Consider the following 15,983-nt stretch of genomic DNA (forward strand, 5'->3'; position numbering starts at 1 on the left):
TCTACGAGGGGCCACGGACATTGGCTCCGCGAGGACGCTCAGCGACCGATTCCTCTCCCGCCGATCGTGCCGGCCGCGGCACATCCGAGCTCCGGACGGCTCTCAACGCCAGCCCGACACCGAGCACGAGCATCACTGCGGCGAGCGGGGCGAGCACCGTGATCCCCTGCTCGACGTTCGACGGCGCCAGCAACCATGCCGCGAGGACGACGGGCTGCGCCAGCAGCTGGATGATGCAGAAGCGCGACAGGCTCGGCCCCAGGACGGCGAGGGCGACACGCGAGGAGATCGGGATCACGAGGCTCAACGATGCGAGCACGTGGATCGCGTGGACGAGCAGGACGGCGAGGGCTGTGCGTCCCGGATCGGGTGGGGTCAGGAGGACTCCGAACACCAGGCACGCCGCCGCGAACCACGCCGCCAGGGACCGCGGGAGCACGACAGCGAGGACCGCGGCGATCACCGCCACGCCCTGCCACAACGGGAATGGAACGAGCACGACCGCCCCTGCCCACACCATCGCGACGAGCAGGAGCCGCACCGTGACGCCGGGCGCAGCCGCCCGCACCCGGAACGAACGGAGACCGCGTCTCACCGCCGCACCGTCCGCATCCGCTGCTGACGGAGCGCCGCGAGCCGCATCGCGACGTCGACGTCCTGATCCGTCCACGCGACGACCTCTACGCCGGCATGCCGGAGCTCGACGAGGATGTCCGCGCGTTCCGCGAGCAGGGTCCGGAGCGCGATGCGCTGCTCACGGCTGAGCCGGCTCTCGTCCGGAGCCGGGAGCACGTCGACGGCGACCACGGCGTGCCCCGCCGCCCGCCAACGGATGGCGAGCTGGGCGGCGACACCGTCGAAGAACGTGGAGAGCACGAAGACGATGGATCCCGCAGGCACGACCGGCGACCGGCGGTACCGGGAGTCCTCGTCACTCTGACCCGTCGCCGCGATCACGTCCCGCACCCGCGCGAGATGACGTGCACCTCCACCGGAGGGAAGGCTGAGACCCCCGGGCGACAGCGCGTGGTACGCCACCCGATCACCGACGCCGACCGCCGAAGTGGCGATGGACAGCGCGGCCTCCCGCGCGAGGTCCAGCGAGGTGACGCCTGTCCGGTCGGCATCGTCCGCTCCCCAGGCGGCGACGACGGTCCCGAGATCCTCCGCGGTGTCGACCGCGATCACCACCGAGGAATCGCTGAGGGTGGCAGTGCGTCGCACGAGCAGTTCACCCGGTCGGCGAGCGGCGCGCGCGGTCGCCCGCCAGTCGACGCGGCGCAGTTCGTCGCCGGGGGCGAACGGATGGATGTCACGGAAGTCTCCGCCCTGGCCGGGCCGCGATCCCTCATGGGCACCGTGCAGACCCCTCAATCGCGGCGCGACCGGGAGACGCCCGATCCGGACATGCCGCGGCGGTGTGTTCCACCCCAGTGCGACGCGAGGAGCAGCCTCGGTGACCCACGCGCCGTCGAGAGCGACCCCGCGCACGGTCACTCCGAGCAGCTCCAGAGGACCGGAGTGCTGCAGGCGGTTGCGCGACGTGAGGACGGAGCTCCCGACCTTCACGTCGGCGACCCCCGACCGCTGCTCCTCCTGATCGACCGCGATCTGGAGCCAGTCGCCGTCGAGGACCGCATCTGCCGCGGCGATGACCTCCGATGAGCCGTCCGAGCGCTCCGGACGTGCACGCAGCTCGATCGACAGCACATCGTCACCGGGCCGACGCAGCAGCATCCATGCCGTCGCGAGCGCGAGCGGAAGCCCGATGCCGATCACGTCGGGTCGCGAGAAGACGAGCCCTACGGCAGCGAGGATCGTCGAGCCGGCGAGTCCGATCGCGATCACGGGCGTCCGACTCCAGTGCACGGGGGCACGTGCCGTGACACGGACCTGCTCGGTCATCGCACCGCGGCCACGGTCGGCGGCACCGGCGTGGCCTCGACCACCGTCGCCACGACGGACCGGGGATCCACTCCTTGCGCCCAGGCATGCGGCGTCAGGGTCAGCCGGTGCGCGAGCACGGGTTCCGCGATGCGCTTGATGTCGTCCGGCCGCACGTAATCGCGACCGTCCAGGGCCGCGAGTGCGCGGCCGAGCAGGACGAGAGCCTGCGATCCGCGCGGCGAGGCGCCGACCGCGACATGCGTCGCATCCCGCGTCGACCTCGTGAGCTCCACGCAGTACCGGGCGACATCGGCATCGACGTGGATCCTCTCGACGGCTGCCTGGATCGCGAGGAGCCCCCGTTCGTCGATGACCGGATCGACGAACGCATCGGGGCTCTGTCGGCGTACGCGGTCGAGGATGATGCGCGTCTCATCGTCCGGCCCGGGGTATCCGACGGCGAGCCGCACCATGAACCGGTCGAGCTGCGCCTCGGGAAGCGCGTACGTGCCCTCGTACTCGATCGGATTCGAGGTCGCGATCACGTGGAACGGACGCGGTAGGGCGAAGCTGTTGCCCTCGACCGTGACCTGATGCTCGGCCATCGCCTCCAACATCGCCGACTGGGTCTTGGGAGTGGTGCGGTTCACCTCATCGGCCAGGAGCAGGCCGGTGAAGATGGGGCCGGGTCGGAACACGAACTCACCGGAGGCCGGTGCATACACGTAGGAGCCGGTGACGTCGCCCGGGAGCATGTCCGGCGTGCACTGCAGGCGACGGAAACCGAGGCCGAGCGCGGACGCCAGGCTCCTCGCCGCGAGAGTCTTCCCCAACCCCGGAACGTCTTCGAAGAGCACGTGGCCACCCGCGAGGATCGCAGCGAGGGCGATCGTGAGGGGCTCGTCCATCCCGACGACGGCGCCGCGTACGCTGTCGAGCACTCGACGCCCCGTGGCGGCGATCTGCGTGGTCTCCTGGCTGCTCATCCGGTCTCCTCCGTGTCATTCGGGATTCGTTCGATCGCGTCGAGCACGATCTCGATGTCAGTGCTCCGCACTTCACGACCGTGCAGGGCGTCGCGCACTCCCCCGCCGAGCAGCGCGTCGATGCGCGCGTGATGCGTGGGATCGTCGAGGTCGAGTCCACGCAGGGCGAGTCGTCTTCTCAACACGCTCTGCACCCGGCGCACGACGACGTGCCCGGCGACTCCCGTGCGCGTGTTGATCGCCCAGGCCATGCGGGATACCTCCGAGCCGCGCGTCTTGCGGCTCGGCTTCTCGGGGGGCCAGACAGGCCCGACCTCGATGAACTCCTGTCGGCAGGCGCACACCACCGCGATGGCGAGGATCATCCAGGCGAAGACGAACGGAACCGGAAAGCCCACCTGACCGAGCAGGAGCAGGACGATCACAGCGACGGCGGCACCGACGCCCAGGACCAGGATTCGTCTCTTCATCGCCAGCCCTTCTGGATGCCGCGGAGGCACTCGGCGGCTCGGACCCGATCGCGCTCGTCGGCGTCGTGCCCGCCGAAGCGCACCTGTTCGTAGAGGCCCAGCAGGGCGACGACATCGTCGGCGATCCCCGCACGTCGGCCGATGATGCGAACGGTGAACTCCGACGGGGTCTCGTTGACACCGCGGCCGGCGCCGGCATCCGCCGCCGATTCCTCCAGGCCCACCCACGCCGCCACGATGCTGTCGCCGGGCAGAGGCCGACCGTCGATCGTCCTCAGCGCCTCCGCGATTCCACGCTGGATCGTCGCCTCGTCCGGTTCGACGTGGGCCGCGGGTGCGATGACGACCCGGGCATCGACCCGCGCCGCCTTGCGACGCGCGAGCGGACGGTCACGCCAGAGACCCACGAGGTAGCGGATCAGGAGTCGAAGACCGAGGTACACCATCGCGAGCACGACGGCGACGACGACCGCCGCGAGGACGTAGCCGATGATCGCGAGCAACGGCGAATCCTCAGGGGGATCCAACGGCGGTGGCGCGGTCTCCGTCGGCGCCGTCGGCAGGACGTCGTCACCTGCCCGTTCCTCGGTAGCGGTGAACCATCCTCCGAACTGCGGAAGGCCCTGTGCCGAGGCTGCGAACATGATCGTCGCGAAGAAGCCGGCTATCGCGATCAGCGGGAGCAGAAGCCCCCGCGGCCGGTCTGTCCCGGCACGCTCCCGCCCCGGGATCGAGGGCTCGGGGCGCGACATGCCTCCACCCTAGGGGGCTGCTCCCCCACCTCGTGGTCGTCGATTCCCGCGAGCCGTGAGCGCCCGACGCGTCAGCCGAGGTCAGGACGACGCCCCGCGAAAGGTCCGAGACCGTCCCGAAGCGCCGCGATCTCGTCGACGCCCATGCCGACCGCCGCCATGACCTGGTGCGGAACGTCGACCGCCCGGTCACGCAACGCCGTTCCCGCCGGCGTGAGCGTGATCTCCAGGCGCCGCTCGTCCTCGCTGCTGCGCTGACGCACGACCAGCCCCTCCGTCTCCAGCCTCTTCACGAGCGGCGAAGCCGTCGCCGGCTCCATGGCGAGATCGATCGCCAGGTCGTTGAGAGTCCGCGGCGACCGCTCCCACAGTGCCAGCATGACGAGGTATTGGGGATGAGTCAGCCCCAGCGGCTCGAGGATGGGACGGTACAGGGCGACGACATTGCGCGCCGCGGTCACCAGGGCGAAGCAGAGCTGGTTCTCGAGCCGGAGCAGGTCATCGGATGCTGTCACAAGGGAGACTATACATCTGCACTAATAGTTAGTACACTAATGAACATGGCACAGGATTCCGATCGCCCGCCCCTCCGTACTCGCATCCGCGACGCCGGAGGGCTGTATTCCTGGGTGAACACGAACCTCATCCGGTTCGCGGGACCCGCATCCGTTGGCCCCTACGAGAAGACTCCGCCCCCGAGCGCCGCAGAGCGCGCCGAGCGCGCCTGCCCTCTCTGCGGCGCACCGATGACGGAGCACGAGATCGACCGCACCGGGCCGAAGACCCTGGTGCACTGCCCGTAGCGGCCTCGATCTTGGCGACGGTCCCGCCCGTCGCGTCAGTTCTCCTCTGGAGCCTCGTTCGCCGAACCCGTCGACTCCCGAGCGACGTCAAGCCAGAACATGAGCGCGGTGTCGTCCTCGATGGCCCCGGCCGCCACGTCGAGCCAGCCGGAGCTCATCGTGCGCGCACCCATGACGGCCCGCGCTGCTCCGGGCTCCGTGAGCAGCGCGGCACCGTTCTCGTCATCGACGCGCACCAGAAGGACGCCACCCGGACGCGCGCCGACGAGGATGCGGCCGTCGTCGAGGAACGCCCTGGTACCGAACATCCGACGCTCTTCGATCTCGGTGTCCACGCCCAGCAACGCACGCACCCGATCGGCGAGTTCGTTCCCCGCAGCGTCCATCAGCCCGCCTCCTACGCGTGCCCGGCGCGCTCCATGGCACGGAGCTCTTTCTTGAGGTCCTGCACTTCGTCACGCAGGCGCCCGGCGAGCTCGAACTTCAACTCGGCCGCTGCCGCGAGCATCTGATCGGACAGATCCTGGATCGTGGCTTCGAGCTGCTGCGCCCCCTCGGCCGCGATGCCCGTGCGGCGCAGGTTCGGCGTGGGCGACTTGCCCTTGCCGGTGGCGCGACCGCGACCGGACAACATCTCTGCCGTGTCGGCACCCTCACGCGCCAGCACCTCAGTGATGTCGGCGATGCGCTTGCGGAGCGGCTGCGGGTCGATGCCGTGCTCTTTGTTGTACGCGACCTGCTTCTCGCGACGCCGGTCGGTCTCCTCGATCGCCTTCGTCATCGAGTCGGTCATCTTGTCGGCGTACATGTGCACCTCGCCGGACACGTTTCGGGCCGCACGACCGATGGTCTGGATCAGCGAGGTCCCCGAACGCAGGAACCCCTCCTTGTCGGCGTCGAGGATCGCGACGAGGGAGACCTCGGGAAGGTCGAGTCCCTCACGCAGGAGGTTGATGCCCACGAGGACGTCGTACACGCCGGCGCGCAGCTCGCTGAGCAGCTCCACGCGACGCAGGGTGTCGACGTCGGAGTGCAGATAGCGCACCCGCACCCCGTGCTCACCGAGGAAGTCGGTGAGCTCCTCCGCCATCTTCTTGGTGAGAGTCGTGACGAGGACGCGCTCGTCGCGCTCGACCCGTACCCTGATCTCCTCGAGCAGGTCGTCGATCTGCCCCTTCGACGGCTTCACCACGATCTCCGGGTCGACGAGACCGGTCGGGCGGATGATCTGCTCGACGATGCCATCGGCGATGCCCATCTCGTACTTGCCGGGAGTGGCGGACAGGTAGACGGTCTGACCGATGCGGTTCTTGAACTCGTCCCAGCGCAGCGGGCGGTTGTCCATGGCGCTCGGCAGCCGGAACCCGTGGTCGACGAGTGTGCGCTTGCGCGATGCATCACCCTCGTACATCGCTCCGATCTGCGGGACGGTCACGTGCGACTCGTCGATCACCAGCAGGAAGTCGTCGGGGAAGAAGTCGAGCAGGGTGTGCGGCGGCTCGCCGGGCGCGCGTCCATCCATATGGCGCGAGTAGTTCTCGATGCCGGAGCAGAAGCCCAACTGCTGCAGCATCTCGAGGTCGAAAGTGGTGCGCATGCGCAGACGCTGCGCCTCGAGGAGCTTGCCCTGCCGCTCGAACTCGGCCAGGCGCTCTTCCAGCTCGGTCTCGATGGTGCCGATAGAACGCTGGATGACATCGGTGCCGGCAACGTAGTGCGAGGCGGGGAAGATCGGCACGGCGTCGAGCTTCTCGATGACCTCTCCCGTGAGCGGGTGGAGCGAATACAGAGCCTCGATCTCGTCGCCGAACAGCTCGATGCGGATCGCATGCTCTTCGTAGACGGGGATGATCTCGATGGTGTCGCCGCGCACCCGGAAGTTGCCTCGCGAGAAGTCGACGTCATTGCGGTTGTACTGCATCGCGATGAACTGGCGGATGAGGGCGTCACGGTCGTAGCGCTCCCCTACCTGAAGGGCGACCATGGCGCGCAGGTACTCTTCGGGAGCCCCGAGTCCGTAGATGCAGGACACGGTCGAGACGACGACGACGTCGCGGCGACTCAGCAGCGAGTTCGTCGTGGAGTGGCGCAGTCGCTCGACCTCGGAGTTGATCGAGGAGTCCTTCTCGATGAAGGTGTCGGTCTGGGGCACGTAGGCCTCGGGCTGGTAGTAGTCGTAGTACGACACGAAGTACTCGACGGCGTTGTTCGGCATGAGCTCGCGGAACTCGTTCGCGAGCTGTGCGGCGAGCGTCTTGTTGTGTGCGAGAACGAGCGTCGGGCGCTGCACCTGCTCGACCAACCACGCCGTCGTCGCGGACTTTCCGGTACCGGTCGCACCGAGCAGCACGACGTCGGTCTCTCCCGCGTTGATGCGCGCCGCCAGGTCGGCGATGGCCTTCGGCTGGTCGCCCGCGGGCTCATACTCGCTGATGACCTCGAAAGGTCGGACACTGCGCGTGGGTTGCATACCTCCAGCGTATGCCGCCCCTCCGACATCGAGGCCGTCGAGAGGGATCCACCCGGTCGCATCCATGCGCACGGCGTCGCCCGCCGCGACAGCATGAGGAGTTCCTTTCAGGAAGACGACTGCCCGGTGGGTGCGCCGCGCAGAGCCGAGACGGCCGCGAGAGCAGCCACGCCGCACATCGCGACGATGACGGCGACGAACCAGCCCCAGCTCGCGGCGCCGAACACGAGGCCGAGCATCCACCCGAACAGGCTCGACCCGGCGTAGTAGGCGAAGTAGTACAACGACGACGCCTGGGCCCGACTCGCGGGGCCTGCCGCGACCGGCGTCCATCCGGAGGCGACGGCATGGGCTCCGAAGAACCCGGCCGTGAAGAGCACGAGACCGCCCAGCACGATCGTCGCCACCGGCACGAGCAGCAGGCCGGCGCCCGCGGCCATCACAGCGATCGAGGCGAGCAGCACGGGGAAGCGCCCGACCCGCGAGGCGAGCGCCCCGGCCCAGGGAGACGAGACCGTGCCGGCCAGGTAGGCGAGGAAGAGCAGCGTGACCACCCAGGCGGGCAGCACGAACGGTTCGGCCGACAGATGGAAGCCGAGGTAGTTGTAGACCGCCACGAAAGCGCCCATCAGCAGGAATCCCTGCGCGTACAGCGCCCACTGCAAGGGCGAGCGCAACGGCGCACGCAGCTTCTCCAGGATGCCGGGCCCGCGATCGACGCGCAGACGACCGGGGACGAACCCCCTGGCGCGCGGAGTGAGCCAGAGGAACAGCGCGGCGGCGACCGCGCACATCACGGCGACCGACAGGATGCCGGCGCGCCATCCGCCGGCCTCCCCGACGATCCCCGACGCGATGCGGCCGAGCAGACCACCGACCGTGGTCCCGGCGATGTAGCTTCCCGCCGCAGCGGCGGCGTGGCGGGCCTCCACCTCCTCGCTGAGATAGGCGAGCGCCACAGCCGGCACAGCTCCCAGCGCCACCCCTTCCGCGAAACGCAGGACGAGAAGCATCCCGATCTCGCCGCTCAACGGGGCGGTGAGACCGAACACAGTGGCTGTGAGCACGCCCGTGGCCATGGCGGGCACACGACCGATGCGATCAGCGACCACCGACCAGGGGATGACCGCGAGCGCGAGGCCGAGCGTCGCGGCAGACACGCTCAGGGCTGCCGTCGCCGGGGCGACCGCGAGATCGGAGGAGATCTGCGGCAGCACGGCCTGGGCCGAGTAGAGCTGTGCGAACGTCGCGATCCCCGCGAAGAACAGACCGACGATGAGACGCCGATACTCGCGGGAGCCCGGGGCGTGACCGGAGAAGGTCACCGTGCGCTGATCCGCTCCCAGAGGGAATCCGTCTGCGCGCGTGTGCGCTCGAGAGAGTCGGACGTGTCGATCACCACATCGGCGATCGCGAGACGTCTTTCGTCGGAGACCTGGGCGTCGATCCGATCCTGCGCCGCGCGCTCGTCCATCCCGCGCAGCTCGACGAGTCGCTGCCGACGCACAGCAGCCGGGGCATGCGCGACCACGATGAGGTCCCAGGGGTCGTCCACCCGTGCTTCGACCAGAAGGGGCACGTCGTAGACGACGACCGCGTCGGCATCGTCGGCGAAGGCCGCGTCGAAGCGGCGCTGCGACTCTTCGCGCACCGCCGGATGCACGATCGCGTTCAGCTGCGCGAGGAGGTCGGCGTCGCCGAAGACCTTCGCACCCAGCGCCGCCCTGTCGAGAGAACCGTCGGGCGCGATGACATCGGCACCGAAGGTCTCGGCGATCCGCACGAGCACAGGCGACCCGGGCGACTGCACGTCACGCACGATCTGATCGGCATCGACGACGATGGCGCCGTGCTCCGCCAGACGCCGGGCGATGGTCGACTTCCCGGAGGCGATGCCGCCGGTGAGCGCGATGAGGGGCATGCCGCCAGTCTAAGGTTCGCTGCGGCCGCTCCTCACCTCGCGAGCAGCTGACGGCGCGAGCTGATCACGCCCGTGTCGAAGCCCGCCAGATGCAGGCCGCCGTGGAACCGCGCGTGCTCGATCTTGATGCACCGGTCCATGACCACGGAGAGACCTGCACCTTCCGCGATGGCCGCCGCGTCCTCGTTCCAGGACCCCAGCTGCAGCCACAGCGTCTGGGCACCCACCTCGATCGCCTCCTGAGCGATGCCGGGAAGGTCATCATGCCGACGGAACACGTCCACGATGTCGGGCACCACGGGGAGGTCGCTCAGCGTGGCGTAGACGGGCTGTCCGAGGATCTCGGTCTCGCGAGGGTTCACCAGGTACACGTCGTAGGCCGTGCTGGAGAGCAGGTACGTCGCCACGAAGTATGACGCGCGCGCGGGGTTGTTCGAGGCGCCGACGATCGCGATCGACCTCGCACGTCGCAACAGACCGAAGCGCTCCTGCGGGCTCGGCCCGATCCAGGTCCGTCCGGGAACGGTCTCCGCCGCCCCGGGCAGGGCGCAGGCCGCCACATCCGTCACGGCGGGCAGCGCGCATGCATCGCCCGGGGTGGTCGCGCTCATCGGTTCACTCCTGTCGCCGTGGTGAGTGCCTGGTCGAGGTCCCAGATGATGTCGTCGGCGTCTTCCAGCCCGACCGATATGCGGATCAGATCTGCACGCACGCCTGCGGCGACGAGCTGCTCCTCGGTGAGTTGGCGATGTGTCGTCGACGCCGGGTGGATGACCAGGGTGCGGGCATCTCCGATGTTCGCGAGGTGGGAGGCCAGCTGCAGGTTCTCGATCAGCGTCTCCCCCGCCGCCCTCCCGTCTTCGGCCGCGACCCCGAAGGCGAACACCGAACCGGGCCCGAGGGGCAGGTACTTGGCCGCACGCTCATGATGCGGGTGTCCTTCGAGCCCTGCCCAGGTCACGTAGGCGACCCGCGGGTCGGAGGCGAGCCAGTCCGCGACGACCCGGGCGTTCGCGAGATGCGCGTCGATGCGCTGCGGAAGGGTCTCGATGCCCTGGAGCAGATTGAACGCCGACTGCGGACTGAGCGCGGGGCCGATGTCGCGCAGCTGTTCGGATCGGAGCTTGGTGAGGAAGCCGTACTCCCCGAAGTTGTCCCACCACTTGATGCCGCCGTACGAGTCGACGGGTTCGGTCATCTGCGGGAACTTGCCGTTGCCCCAGTCGAACGTGCCCTTCTCGATGACGACGCCGCCGAGCGTGGTGCCGTGTCCGCCGAGGAACTTCGTCACGGAGTGGATGACGATGTCGGCGCCGTGCTCGAGGGGACGAGCGAGGTACGGGGTCGCCAGCGTCGCATCGACCACGAGCGGCACACCGGCCGCATGGGCGACGGCCGCCAGTCCTTCGACGTCGGCGATCTCTCCCGAGGGGTTGCCGATCATCTCGACGTAGACGACCTTCGTCTCCGGACGGATAGCGGCGGCGAAGTCGGCAGGATCGGTCGAGGCGACGAATGTGGTCTCCACACCGAAGCGGCGCAGCGTCACGTCCAGCTGAGTCACGGTGCCGCCGTACAACTGCGCAGCGGCGACGACGTGGTCACCCACGCCGACGAGGGCTGCGAACGTGATGAACTCCGCGCTCATCCCGGATGCGGTGGCGACGGCGCCGATCCCGCCTTCGAGTGACGCCAGACGCTCCTCGAGGGCCGCGACCGTGGGGTTGCCTATCCGGGAGTAGATGTTGCCGTACTTCTGCAGCGCGAAGAGGTTGCCGGCATCCGCCGCGTCGTCGAACACGAACGATGTCGTCTGATAGATCGGCACGGCCCGCGCGCCGGTCGAGGCGTCAGGGGTTCCGCCGGCGTGCAGGGCCCGAGTGCGGAACCCGAAGCGATGTTCTTCCGTCATGATGTCCTCAGTTCAGCGGTGTCAAGAGTTCAGCGGTGTCGAGAGTTCAGCGCTACCGAGCACGTCGGCGATGTCGTCGACGGCCCAGGGGTTCTGCAGCGAGGTCGTGTCTCCGAGCGGCTGGGCATCGCGACCTGCTCGGCGGTCCTGCTCGGCCTCCCACAGCTGCGCCAGGAGTCGCCGCATGATCTTGCCCGAGCGTGTCTTGGGGAGATCCGGTACCACCACGATGTGCTTCGGCTTGGCGACAGGGCCGATCGACTGCGCGACCTGCGCACGCAGGTCGGCCGGCGTCACTTCTGCGCGGCCCGACGGCGTCACGAACGCCACGACGGCCTGCCCGGTGATCGGGTCGGAGACACCGGCGGAGCCGGCTTCACCGACGGTGGCATGCGCGACGAGAGCCGATTCGATCTCGATGGTGGAGAGCCGGTGTCCGGAGACGTTGACGACGTCGTCGAGTCGGCCGAGGATCCAGATGTACCCGTCGACGTCTCGGGTCGCACCGTCTCCGGCGACGTAGAAGCCACCGAACTCGCCGTGACCGGCATACGCCGACCAGTAGGCGTCGCGGTAGCGCTTCGGGTCACCCCACACCGTGCGAGCCATCCCGGGCCACGGGCGGCGGACCACGAGCGTTCCGGAGCGGCCGGGTTCGACCTCGCGTCCGTCCTCGTCGACCACCGCGACGTCGATCCCCGGCAGGGGCACCGACGCCGAGCCCGGCTTGAGTCGTGTGACCCCGGGCAGCGGCGCGATCATCGCGGCGCCCGTCTCGGACTGCCACCACGTATCGATCACCGGAAGCTCGTCACGGCCGAAGTTGCGGCGGAACCACACCCAGGCTTCGGGGTTGATCGCCTCGCCGACCGTGCCGAGCAGGCGAAGGGTCGAGAGGTCGTGGCCGACGGGGAGGTCGGGGCCGAACCAGGTCATGAAGGTGCGGATCAGTGTGGGTGCCGTGTAGTAGACGGTCACCCCGTATCGCTCGATGATCTCGAGATGGCGCTCCCGGTGCGGAGAATCCGGGGTCCCCTCGTAGATGACCTGGGTGAGACCGTTCGAGAGCGGTCCGTAGATCTCGTAGGTGTGCGCGGTGACCCAGGCGAGGTCTGCGGTGCACCAGTGCACGTCGTCGGGCTTCGCATCGAAGTGCGCCCAGTGCGCCCAGCTCGCCTGCGTGAGATAGCCGCCCGACGTGTGCACGAGGCCCTTCGGCTTCCCGGTGGTGCCGGAGGTGTAGATGATGAAGAGCGGATGCTCGGCATCGAACGGCTGCGCGTCGTGCACGGGCGACGCAGTATCGACGACGTCGTGCCACCAGACATCGCGCCCGTCCGTCCACGGCACGTCCTGGCCCGTGCGCCGGAGCACCAGCACGTGCTCGAGGGCGGGAAGACCGGAGGCGGCGACATCGGCCGTGGACTTGATCTCGGTGGCAGCGCCGCGTCGGTACTGCCCGTCGCTCGTGACCAGCAGCTTCGCACCGGTGTCTTCGAGGCGGAAGCGCACGGCTTCGGCGGAGAAGCCCCCGAAGACCAGCGAGTGCACGGCGCCGATCCGCGCGCAGGCCAGCGTGATCACGATCGTCTCGACGAGCACGGGAAGGTAGATCACGACACGGTCGCCCGCCTCGACGCCGAGCGCCACGAGAGCGTTGGCGGCGCGGCACACGCGCTGCCGCAGGTCGGAGTACGTCACCGCGACACGGTCGCCCGGCTCCGCCTCGAAGTGCAGGGCGATCTTGTCGCCTCGGCCGGACTCCACGTGCCGGTCGACGCAATTGACGGCCACGTTGAGCGTGCCTCCGGTGAACCAGCGCGCCGCAGGCACCGCATCTCCGCTCGGCGGCTCCCACTCATGGGGTGTGTGCCAGGGCTCCGCCCAGTCGAGCCGTCGAGCCGCATCCTCCCAGAAGGCGATGGGGTCCGCCGCGGCGCGCGCGTACGCCTCCGCCGTCACGTTCGCGTGCGGGAAATGGTCCGACGGCTCGTAGACACGAGCCTCCTGCAATCGCACCTCGGTCATGCTCACACCCACCGACGGAGCAGGTACTTCTCCACCAGCACGAGAACGCCGTTGGTGATGGTGCCGAGCAGAGCCAACAGCACGATCGAGAGAAGGATGCGGTCCACTCGACCGCTGTTCTGAGAATCCGTGAGCAGGAAGCCGAGCCCCATGGACGAAGCGATGAGCTCAGCGGCGACCAGGAACAACCACGCCTGGGCCAGCGCGAGACGGAGGCCGGAGACGACGGACGGCACGACCGCGGGCAGCTGCACGATGCGGAACAACGACCATCCGCGCAGGCTGAACGAGCGTCCGGCCTCGACGAGCTGCGGGTCGACATGCCGGAGTGCGGAGGCGACCGTGGTGTAGACGGGGAAGAACGCCCCGATCGCGATGAGCGTGACCTTGGACTCCTCCCCGATCTGCATCCAGAGGATCAGCAGCGGCACCCAGGCCAGCGACGGCACCGCGCGGATGGCGGCGAGCGTCGGGCTCAGCAGCACGTCGCCGAGCCGGGACAGCCCCACCACTCCCGCCGCGGCGAGACCGATCAGGGAGCCGATCGCGAATCCGAGCAGCACGCGCTGCACGGAGATGGCGATGTGGGTCCAGAGCTGGCCGCTCTCCGCGAGCTCGACACCGGCCTGGAAGACCGAGGCGGGCGTGGGCAGGCGGTAGGGCGGGATGAGCCCGTTCGTCGTGACGACCTGCCAGACGATCAGGATGATCGCCGGGAGGAGGAGGCCGGCGACGATGCGAACGACCGGACGGTCCCAGGTGCGCCGGGCAGCGGCATCGGGCCGCCTGAGGTCGCCTTTCGCGAAGTCGAGCGCGTCCCGCGAGTCGGCGGGCACGATCACGCGCTGGTCGAGTTCGCTCACTCGCCGTCGACCGCCTTCTCGGCGAAGGTCGCGTTCACGATCGAGGAGAGCGCCTTGTCGACGGAGTCCTTGCCGCCCTGCACGTCGCCGGACTCCACGAGCACGGGGGCGATCTTCTCGAGCACGGCGATCTGGTCGTCGCCGGGGACGCCGCTCACGTCGAGGTTCGAGCGCTCCTCGATCACGGTGGTGGCGACGCCGAGGTCGATGCCGGCGACCTCGGCCAGGAGCGCCGCAGTCTTGTCGGGGTTCTCCAGTGCCCACTCGCGTGCCTGCTCGTAGGCGTCGACGACCGCCTGGGCGAGGTCGGGGTGGTTCGTGATGAAGTCCTCGGTGGCGTTGAGGAAGCCGTACGTGTTGAAGTCGACGTTGCGGTAGACGAGCTTGTCACCCGACTCTGCCTCGGCCGCGGCCATGATCGGATCGAGGCCCGACCACGCGTCGACCGAACCGCCGTCGAGAGCCGCCCGGCCGTCGGCGTGCTGCAGGTTCTGCACCTCGACGTCCGAGAGCGACAGGCCGCCCTCTTCGAGCGCCTGCAGCAGGAAGAAGTAGGGATCGGTGCCCTTGGTGGCAGCTACGGAGGCGCCCTTCAGATCTTCGATCGACGTGATGTCGCTGTCCGGTCCGACGACGATGGCCGCCCACTCCGGCTGCGAGAAGATGTCGATGACCTGGATGGGCGAGCCGTTGGCACGGGCAAGGAGCGCCGCGGATCCCGCGGTCGATCCGACGTCGACCGAGCCGGAGCGCAGCAGTTCGTTGGCCTTGTTGGAGCCGGCGGACTGCACCCACTCAACGGCGACCTCATCGCCGAGGATGTCTTCGAGGATGCCCTGGTCACGGATCACGAGGCTCAGCGGGTTGTACGTCGCGAAGTCGATCGACAGCGTGTCGGACGACCACTCGGTGGTCCCGGAGGTGGGCTTCGTGTCGGTGGCCGCGGCGTTCTCTCCCGCGACGCAACCGGTCGCGACGAGCATCATCGTCCCGGCGATCGCGATCGCGGGGACGATTCGGCGGGTGGTGATGCTCATCGGGTCTCCTCGGCGGTGCGGTGGTGGGTGTCGACGCCGAGGCCCTCGAGAAGGTCGGCGCGCAGGTCGGCGAGACCGCGATCGGCGCGGTCTCTGGGGCGGGTGCCCGGAACGGTGATCGTGCGGGCGATGGAGGACTCGTCGCCGGCGGCCGCGCCCAGCGTGCGCAGCAGGAGGACACGGTCGGCGAGATAGAGGGCTTCTTCCACATCGTGCGTGACGAGGAGGATCGTGGTGGGCTCCGCGGAGTGGATCTTCAGCAGCAGATCGTGCATGCGCAGGCGCGTGAGCGCGTCGAGCGCTCCGAAAGGCTCGTCGAGGAGGAGCACGCCGGGGTTCCGGGCGAGAGCCCTGGCGAGGGATGCGCGCTGGGCCATGCCGCCGGACACCTCGCGAGGACGCTGATCCGCCGCATGATCGAGGCCGACCAGCTGCAGCAGCTCACGGACGCGTTCGCGGCCGAGGCGGCGTGCGGTGCCCCGCGGGAGGCCGAGTTCGACGTTCTGTGCGATCGTGCGCCACGGGAGCAGCCTCGGCTCCTGGAACGCCACGGCCGTGCGCTCGTCCACGTCGGCGACGGGCGTATCGTCGAGTCGGATGCCGCCTCGTGTCGGCGCGTCCAGACCTCCGACGAGGCGCAGCAGGGTCGACTTGCCGCAGCCGGAGGGCCCGACGACGGCCACGATCTCACCGGCGGCTATGTCGACGTCGACGCCCCGCAGCACCTCGCGGTGGCCGTGCGGCAGAGGAAACGATCGTTCGATGCCGTCGAGCCGAACGGCCTGTGCCGTACCCACCGTCGTCGGAGCGACGGTGGTGCGCGGTGCGGGCAGCAGGGTGGTCATACGCCCATG

General features: G+C 69.1%; 17 protein-coding genes. 1 reads left to right on the top strand and 16 read right to left on the bottom strand.

Features of this window, described 5'->3' with window-relative positions:
- Position 1: 1 nt before the first annotated feature.
- The 6 genes from DW307_RS14080 to DW307_RS14105 form a co-directional block, all read right to left on the bottom strand.
- Positions 2–595 (bottom strand): hypothetical protein, encoded by a 594-nt coding sequence (locus DW307_RS14080; protein WP_136025016.1) that lies wholly within the window; start codon positions 593–595, stop codon positions 2–4.
- Positions 592–1,905, bottom strand: a complete 1,314-nt coding sequence (locus DW307_RS14085) for a DUF58 domain-containing protein (RefSeq protein ID WP_240750661.1) — start codon at positions 1,903–1,905, stop codon at positions 592–594. The genes DW307_RS14080 and DW307_RS14085 overlap by 4 nt, the downstream gene beginning before the upstream one ends.
- The gene (locus DW307_RS14090) at positions 1,902–2,873 is read right to left on the bottom strand and encodes an AAA family ATPase (RefSeq protein ID WP_136025017.1); all 972 of its coding nucleotides are present in this window, start codon (positions 2,871–2,873) and stop codon (positions 1,902–1,904) included. Before DW307_RS14090 ends, DW307_RS14085 begins: the two co-directional genes overlap by 4 nt.
- Complete coding sequence (locus DW307_RS14095) at positions 2,870–3,343, bottom strand: hypothetical protein (RefSeq protein WP_231494416.1); 474 nt, start codon at positions 3,341–3,343, stop codon at positions 2,870–2,872. Before DW307_RS14095 ends, DW307_RS14090 begins: the two co-directional genes overlap by 4 nt.
- Positions 3,340–4,095, bottom strand: a complete 756-nt coding sequence (locus tag DW307_RS14100) for a DUF4129 domain-containing protein (RefSeq protein WP_136025018.1) — start codon at positions 4,093–4,095, stop codon at positions 3,340–3,342. The genes DW307_RS14095 and DW307_RS14100 overlap by 4 nt, the downstream gene beginning before the upstream one ends.
- Before the next feature lie 71 nt (positions 4,096–4,166).
- Positions 4,167–4,610 carry a MarR family winged helix-turn-helix transcriptional regulator gene (locus tag DW307_RS14105; RefSeq protein WP_021201527.1) on the bottom strand — a complete coding sequence of 148 codons (444 nt, stop codon included), beginning with the start codon at positions 4,608–4,610 and terminating at the stop codon, positions 4,167–4,169.
- A gap of 45 nt (positions 4,611–4,655) precedes the next feature.
- Here DW307_RS14105 and DW307_RS14110 point away from each other — a divergent pair, with 45 nt between their 5' ends.
- On the top strand, positions 4,656–4,898 hold the full coding sequence (locus tag DW307_RS14110; RefSeq protein ID WP_172889137.1) for a hypothetical protein: 243 nt from the start codon (positions 4,656–4,658) through the stop codon (positions 4,896–4,898).
- A gap of 35 nt (positions 4,899–4,933) precedes the next feature.
- Here DW307_RS14110 and DW307_RS14115 read toward each other — a convergent pair whose 3' ends face one another.
- The 10 genes from DW307_RS14115 to DW307_RS14160 form a co-directional block, all read right to left on the bottom strand.
- On the bottom strand, positions 4,934–5,284 hold the full coding sequence (locus DW307_RS14115; RefSeq protein WP_021201529.1) for a TfoX/Sxy family protein: 351 nt from the start codon (positions 5,282–5,284) through the stop codon (positions 4,934–4,936).
- Positions 5,285–5,295: 11 nt separating this feature from the next.
- On the bottom strand, positions 5,296–7,368 hold the full coding sequence (uvrB, locus tag DW307_RS14120; protein WP_029258316.1) for an excinuclease ABC subunit UvrB: 2,073 nt from the start codon (positions 7,366–7,368) through the stop codon (positions 5,296–5,298).
- A 107-nt stretch (positions 7,369–7,475) separates the two neighbouring features.
- Complete coding sequence (locus tag DW307_RS14125; protein WP_136025019.1) at positions 7,476–8,693, bottom strand: MFS transporter; 1,218 nt, start codon at positions 8,691–8,693, stop codon at positions 7,476–7,478.
- Positions 8,690–9,289, bottom strand: coding sequence for a dephospho-CoA kinase (gene coaE, locus DW307_RS14130; RefSeq protein ID WP_021201532.1), 600 nt, complete (start codon positions 9,287–9,289; stop codon positions 8,690–8,692). The genes DW307_RS14125 and coaE overlap by 4 nt, the downstream gene beginning before the upstream one ends.
- Before the next feature lie 32 nt (positions 9,290–9,321).
- On the bottom strand, positions 9,322–9,900 hold the full coding sequence (locus DW307_RS14135; RefSeq protein ID WP_136025020.1) for a CoA-binding protein: 579 nt from the start codon (positions 9,898–9,900) through the stop codon (positions 9,322–9,324).
- On the bottom strand, positions 9,897–11,201 hold the full coding sequence (locus DW307_RS14140; RefSeq protein ID WP_136025021.1) for an O-acetylhomoserine aminocarboxypropyltransferase/cysteine synthase family protein: 1,305 nt from the start codon (positions 11,199–11,201) through the stop codon (positions 9,897–9,899). Before DW307_RS14140 ends, DW307_RS14135 begins: the two co-directional genes overlap by 4 nt.
- Positions 11,202–11,222: 21 nt before the next feature.
- Complete coding sequence (gene acs, locus DW307_RS14145) at positions 11,223–13,229, bottom strand: acetate--CoA ligase (RefSeq protein WP_136025022.1); 2,007 nt, start codon at positions 13,227–13,229, stop codon at positions 11,223–11,225.
- A gap of 2 nt (positions 13,230–13,231) precedes the next feature.
- A complete protein-coding gene (locus DW307_RS14150) occupies positions 13,232–14,092 on the bottom strand; it encodes an ABC transporter permease (RefSeq protein WP_136025023.1) in 861 nt (286 codons plus the stop codon).
- Positions 14,089–15,129, bottom strand: coding sequence for an aliphatic sulfonate ABC transporter substrate-binding protein (locus tag DW307_RS14155; protein ID WP_136025024.1), 1,041 nt, complete (start codon positions 15,127–15,129; stop codon positions 14,089–14,091). The genes DW307_RS14150 and DW307_RS14155 overlap by 4 nt, the downstream gene beginning before the upstream one ends.
- Positions 15,126–15,974 (bottom strand): ABC transporter ATP-binding protein, encoded by an 849-nt coding sequence (locus DW307_RS14160; RefSeq protein ID WP_136025025.1) that lies wholly within the window; start codon positions 15,972–15,974, stop codon positions 15,126–15,128. The genes DW307_RS14155 and DW307_RS14160 overlap by 4 nt, the downstream gene beginning before the upstream one ends.
- Between the last annotated feature and the right edge of the window lie 9 nt (positions 15,975–15,983).

The sequence above is a fragment of the Microbacterium sp. K27 genome (assembly GCF_004794435.1).
Taxonomy (GTDB): Bacteria; Actinomycetota; Actinomycetes; order Actinomycetales; family Microbacteriaceae; genus Microbacterium; species Microbacterium maritypicum_A.

What these genes read in the sequence shown, in the direction of transcription:
- DW307_RS14085 (WP_240750661.1), bottom strand. Translation starts at nt 1,905, where the DNA reads ATGACCGAGCAGGTCCGTGTCACGGCACGTGCCCCCGTGCACTGGAGT.
- DW307_RS14090 (WP_136025017.1), bottom strand. Translation starts at nt 2,873, where the DNA reads ATGAGCAGCCAGGAGACCACGCAGATCGCCGCCACGGGGCGTCGAGTG.
- DW307_RS14095 (WP_231494416.1), bottom strand. Translation starts at nt 3,343, where the DNA reads ATGAAGAGACGAATCCTGGTCCTGGGCGTCGGTGCCGCCGTCGCTGTG.
- DW307_RS14100 (WP_136025018.1), bottom strand. Translation starts at nt 4,095, where the DNA reads ATGTCGCGCCCCGAGCCCTCGATCCCGGGGCGGGAGCGTGCCGGGACA.
- DW307_RS14110 (WP_172889137.1), top strand. Translation starts at nt 4,656, where the DNA reads ATGGCACAGGATTCCGATCGCCCGCCCCTCCGTACTCGCATCCGCGAC.
- DW307_RS14115 (WP_021201529.1), bottom strand. Translation starts at nt 5,284, where the DNA reads ATGGACGCTGCGGGGAACGAACTCGCCGATCGGGTGCGTGCGTTGCTG.
- uvrB (WP_029258316.1), bottom strand. Translation starts at nt 7,368, where the DNA reads ATGCAACCCACGCGCAGTGTCCGACCTTTCGAGGTCATCAGCGAGTAT.
- coaE (WP_021201532.1), bottom strand. Translation starts at nt 9,289, where the DNA reads ATGCCCCTCATCGCGCTCACCGGCGGCATCGCCTCCGGGAAGTCGACC.
- DW307_RS14135 (WP_136025020.1), bottom strand. Translation starts at nt 9,900, where the DNA reads ATGAGCGCGACCACCCCGGGCGATGCATGCGCGCTGCCCGCCGTGACG.
- DW307_RS14140 (WP_136025021.1), bottom strand. Translation starts at nt 11,201, where the DNA reads ATGACGGAAGAACATCGCTTCGGGTTCCGCACTCGGGCCCTGCACGCC.
- acs (WP_136025022.1), bottom strand. Translation starts at nt 13,229, where the DNA reads ATGACCGAGGTGCGATTGCAGGAGGCTCGTGTCTACGAGCCGTCGGAC.
- DW307_RS14155 (WP_136025024.1), bottom strand. Translation starts at nt 15,129, where the DNA reads ATGAGCATCACCACCCGCCGAATCGTCCCCGCGATCGCGATCGCCGGG.
- DW307_RS14160 (WP_136025025.1), bottom strand. Translation starts at nt 15,974, where the DNA reads ATGACCACCCTGCTGCCCGCACCGCGCACCACCGTCGCTCCGACGACG.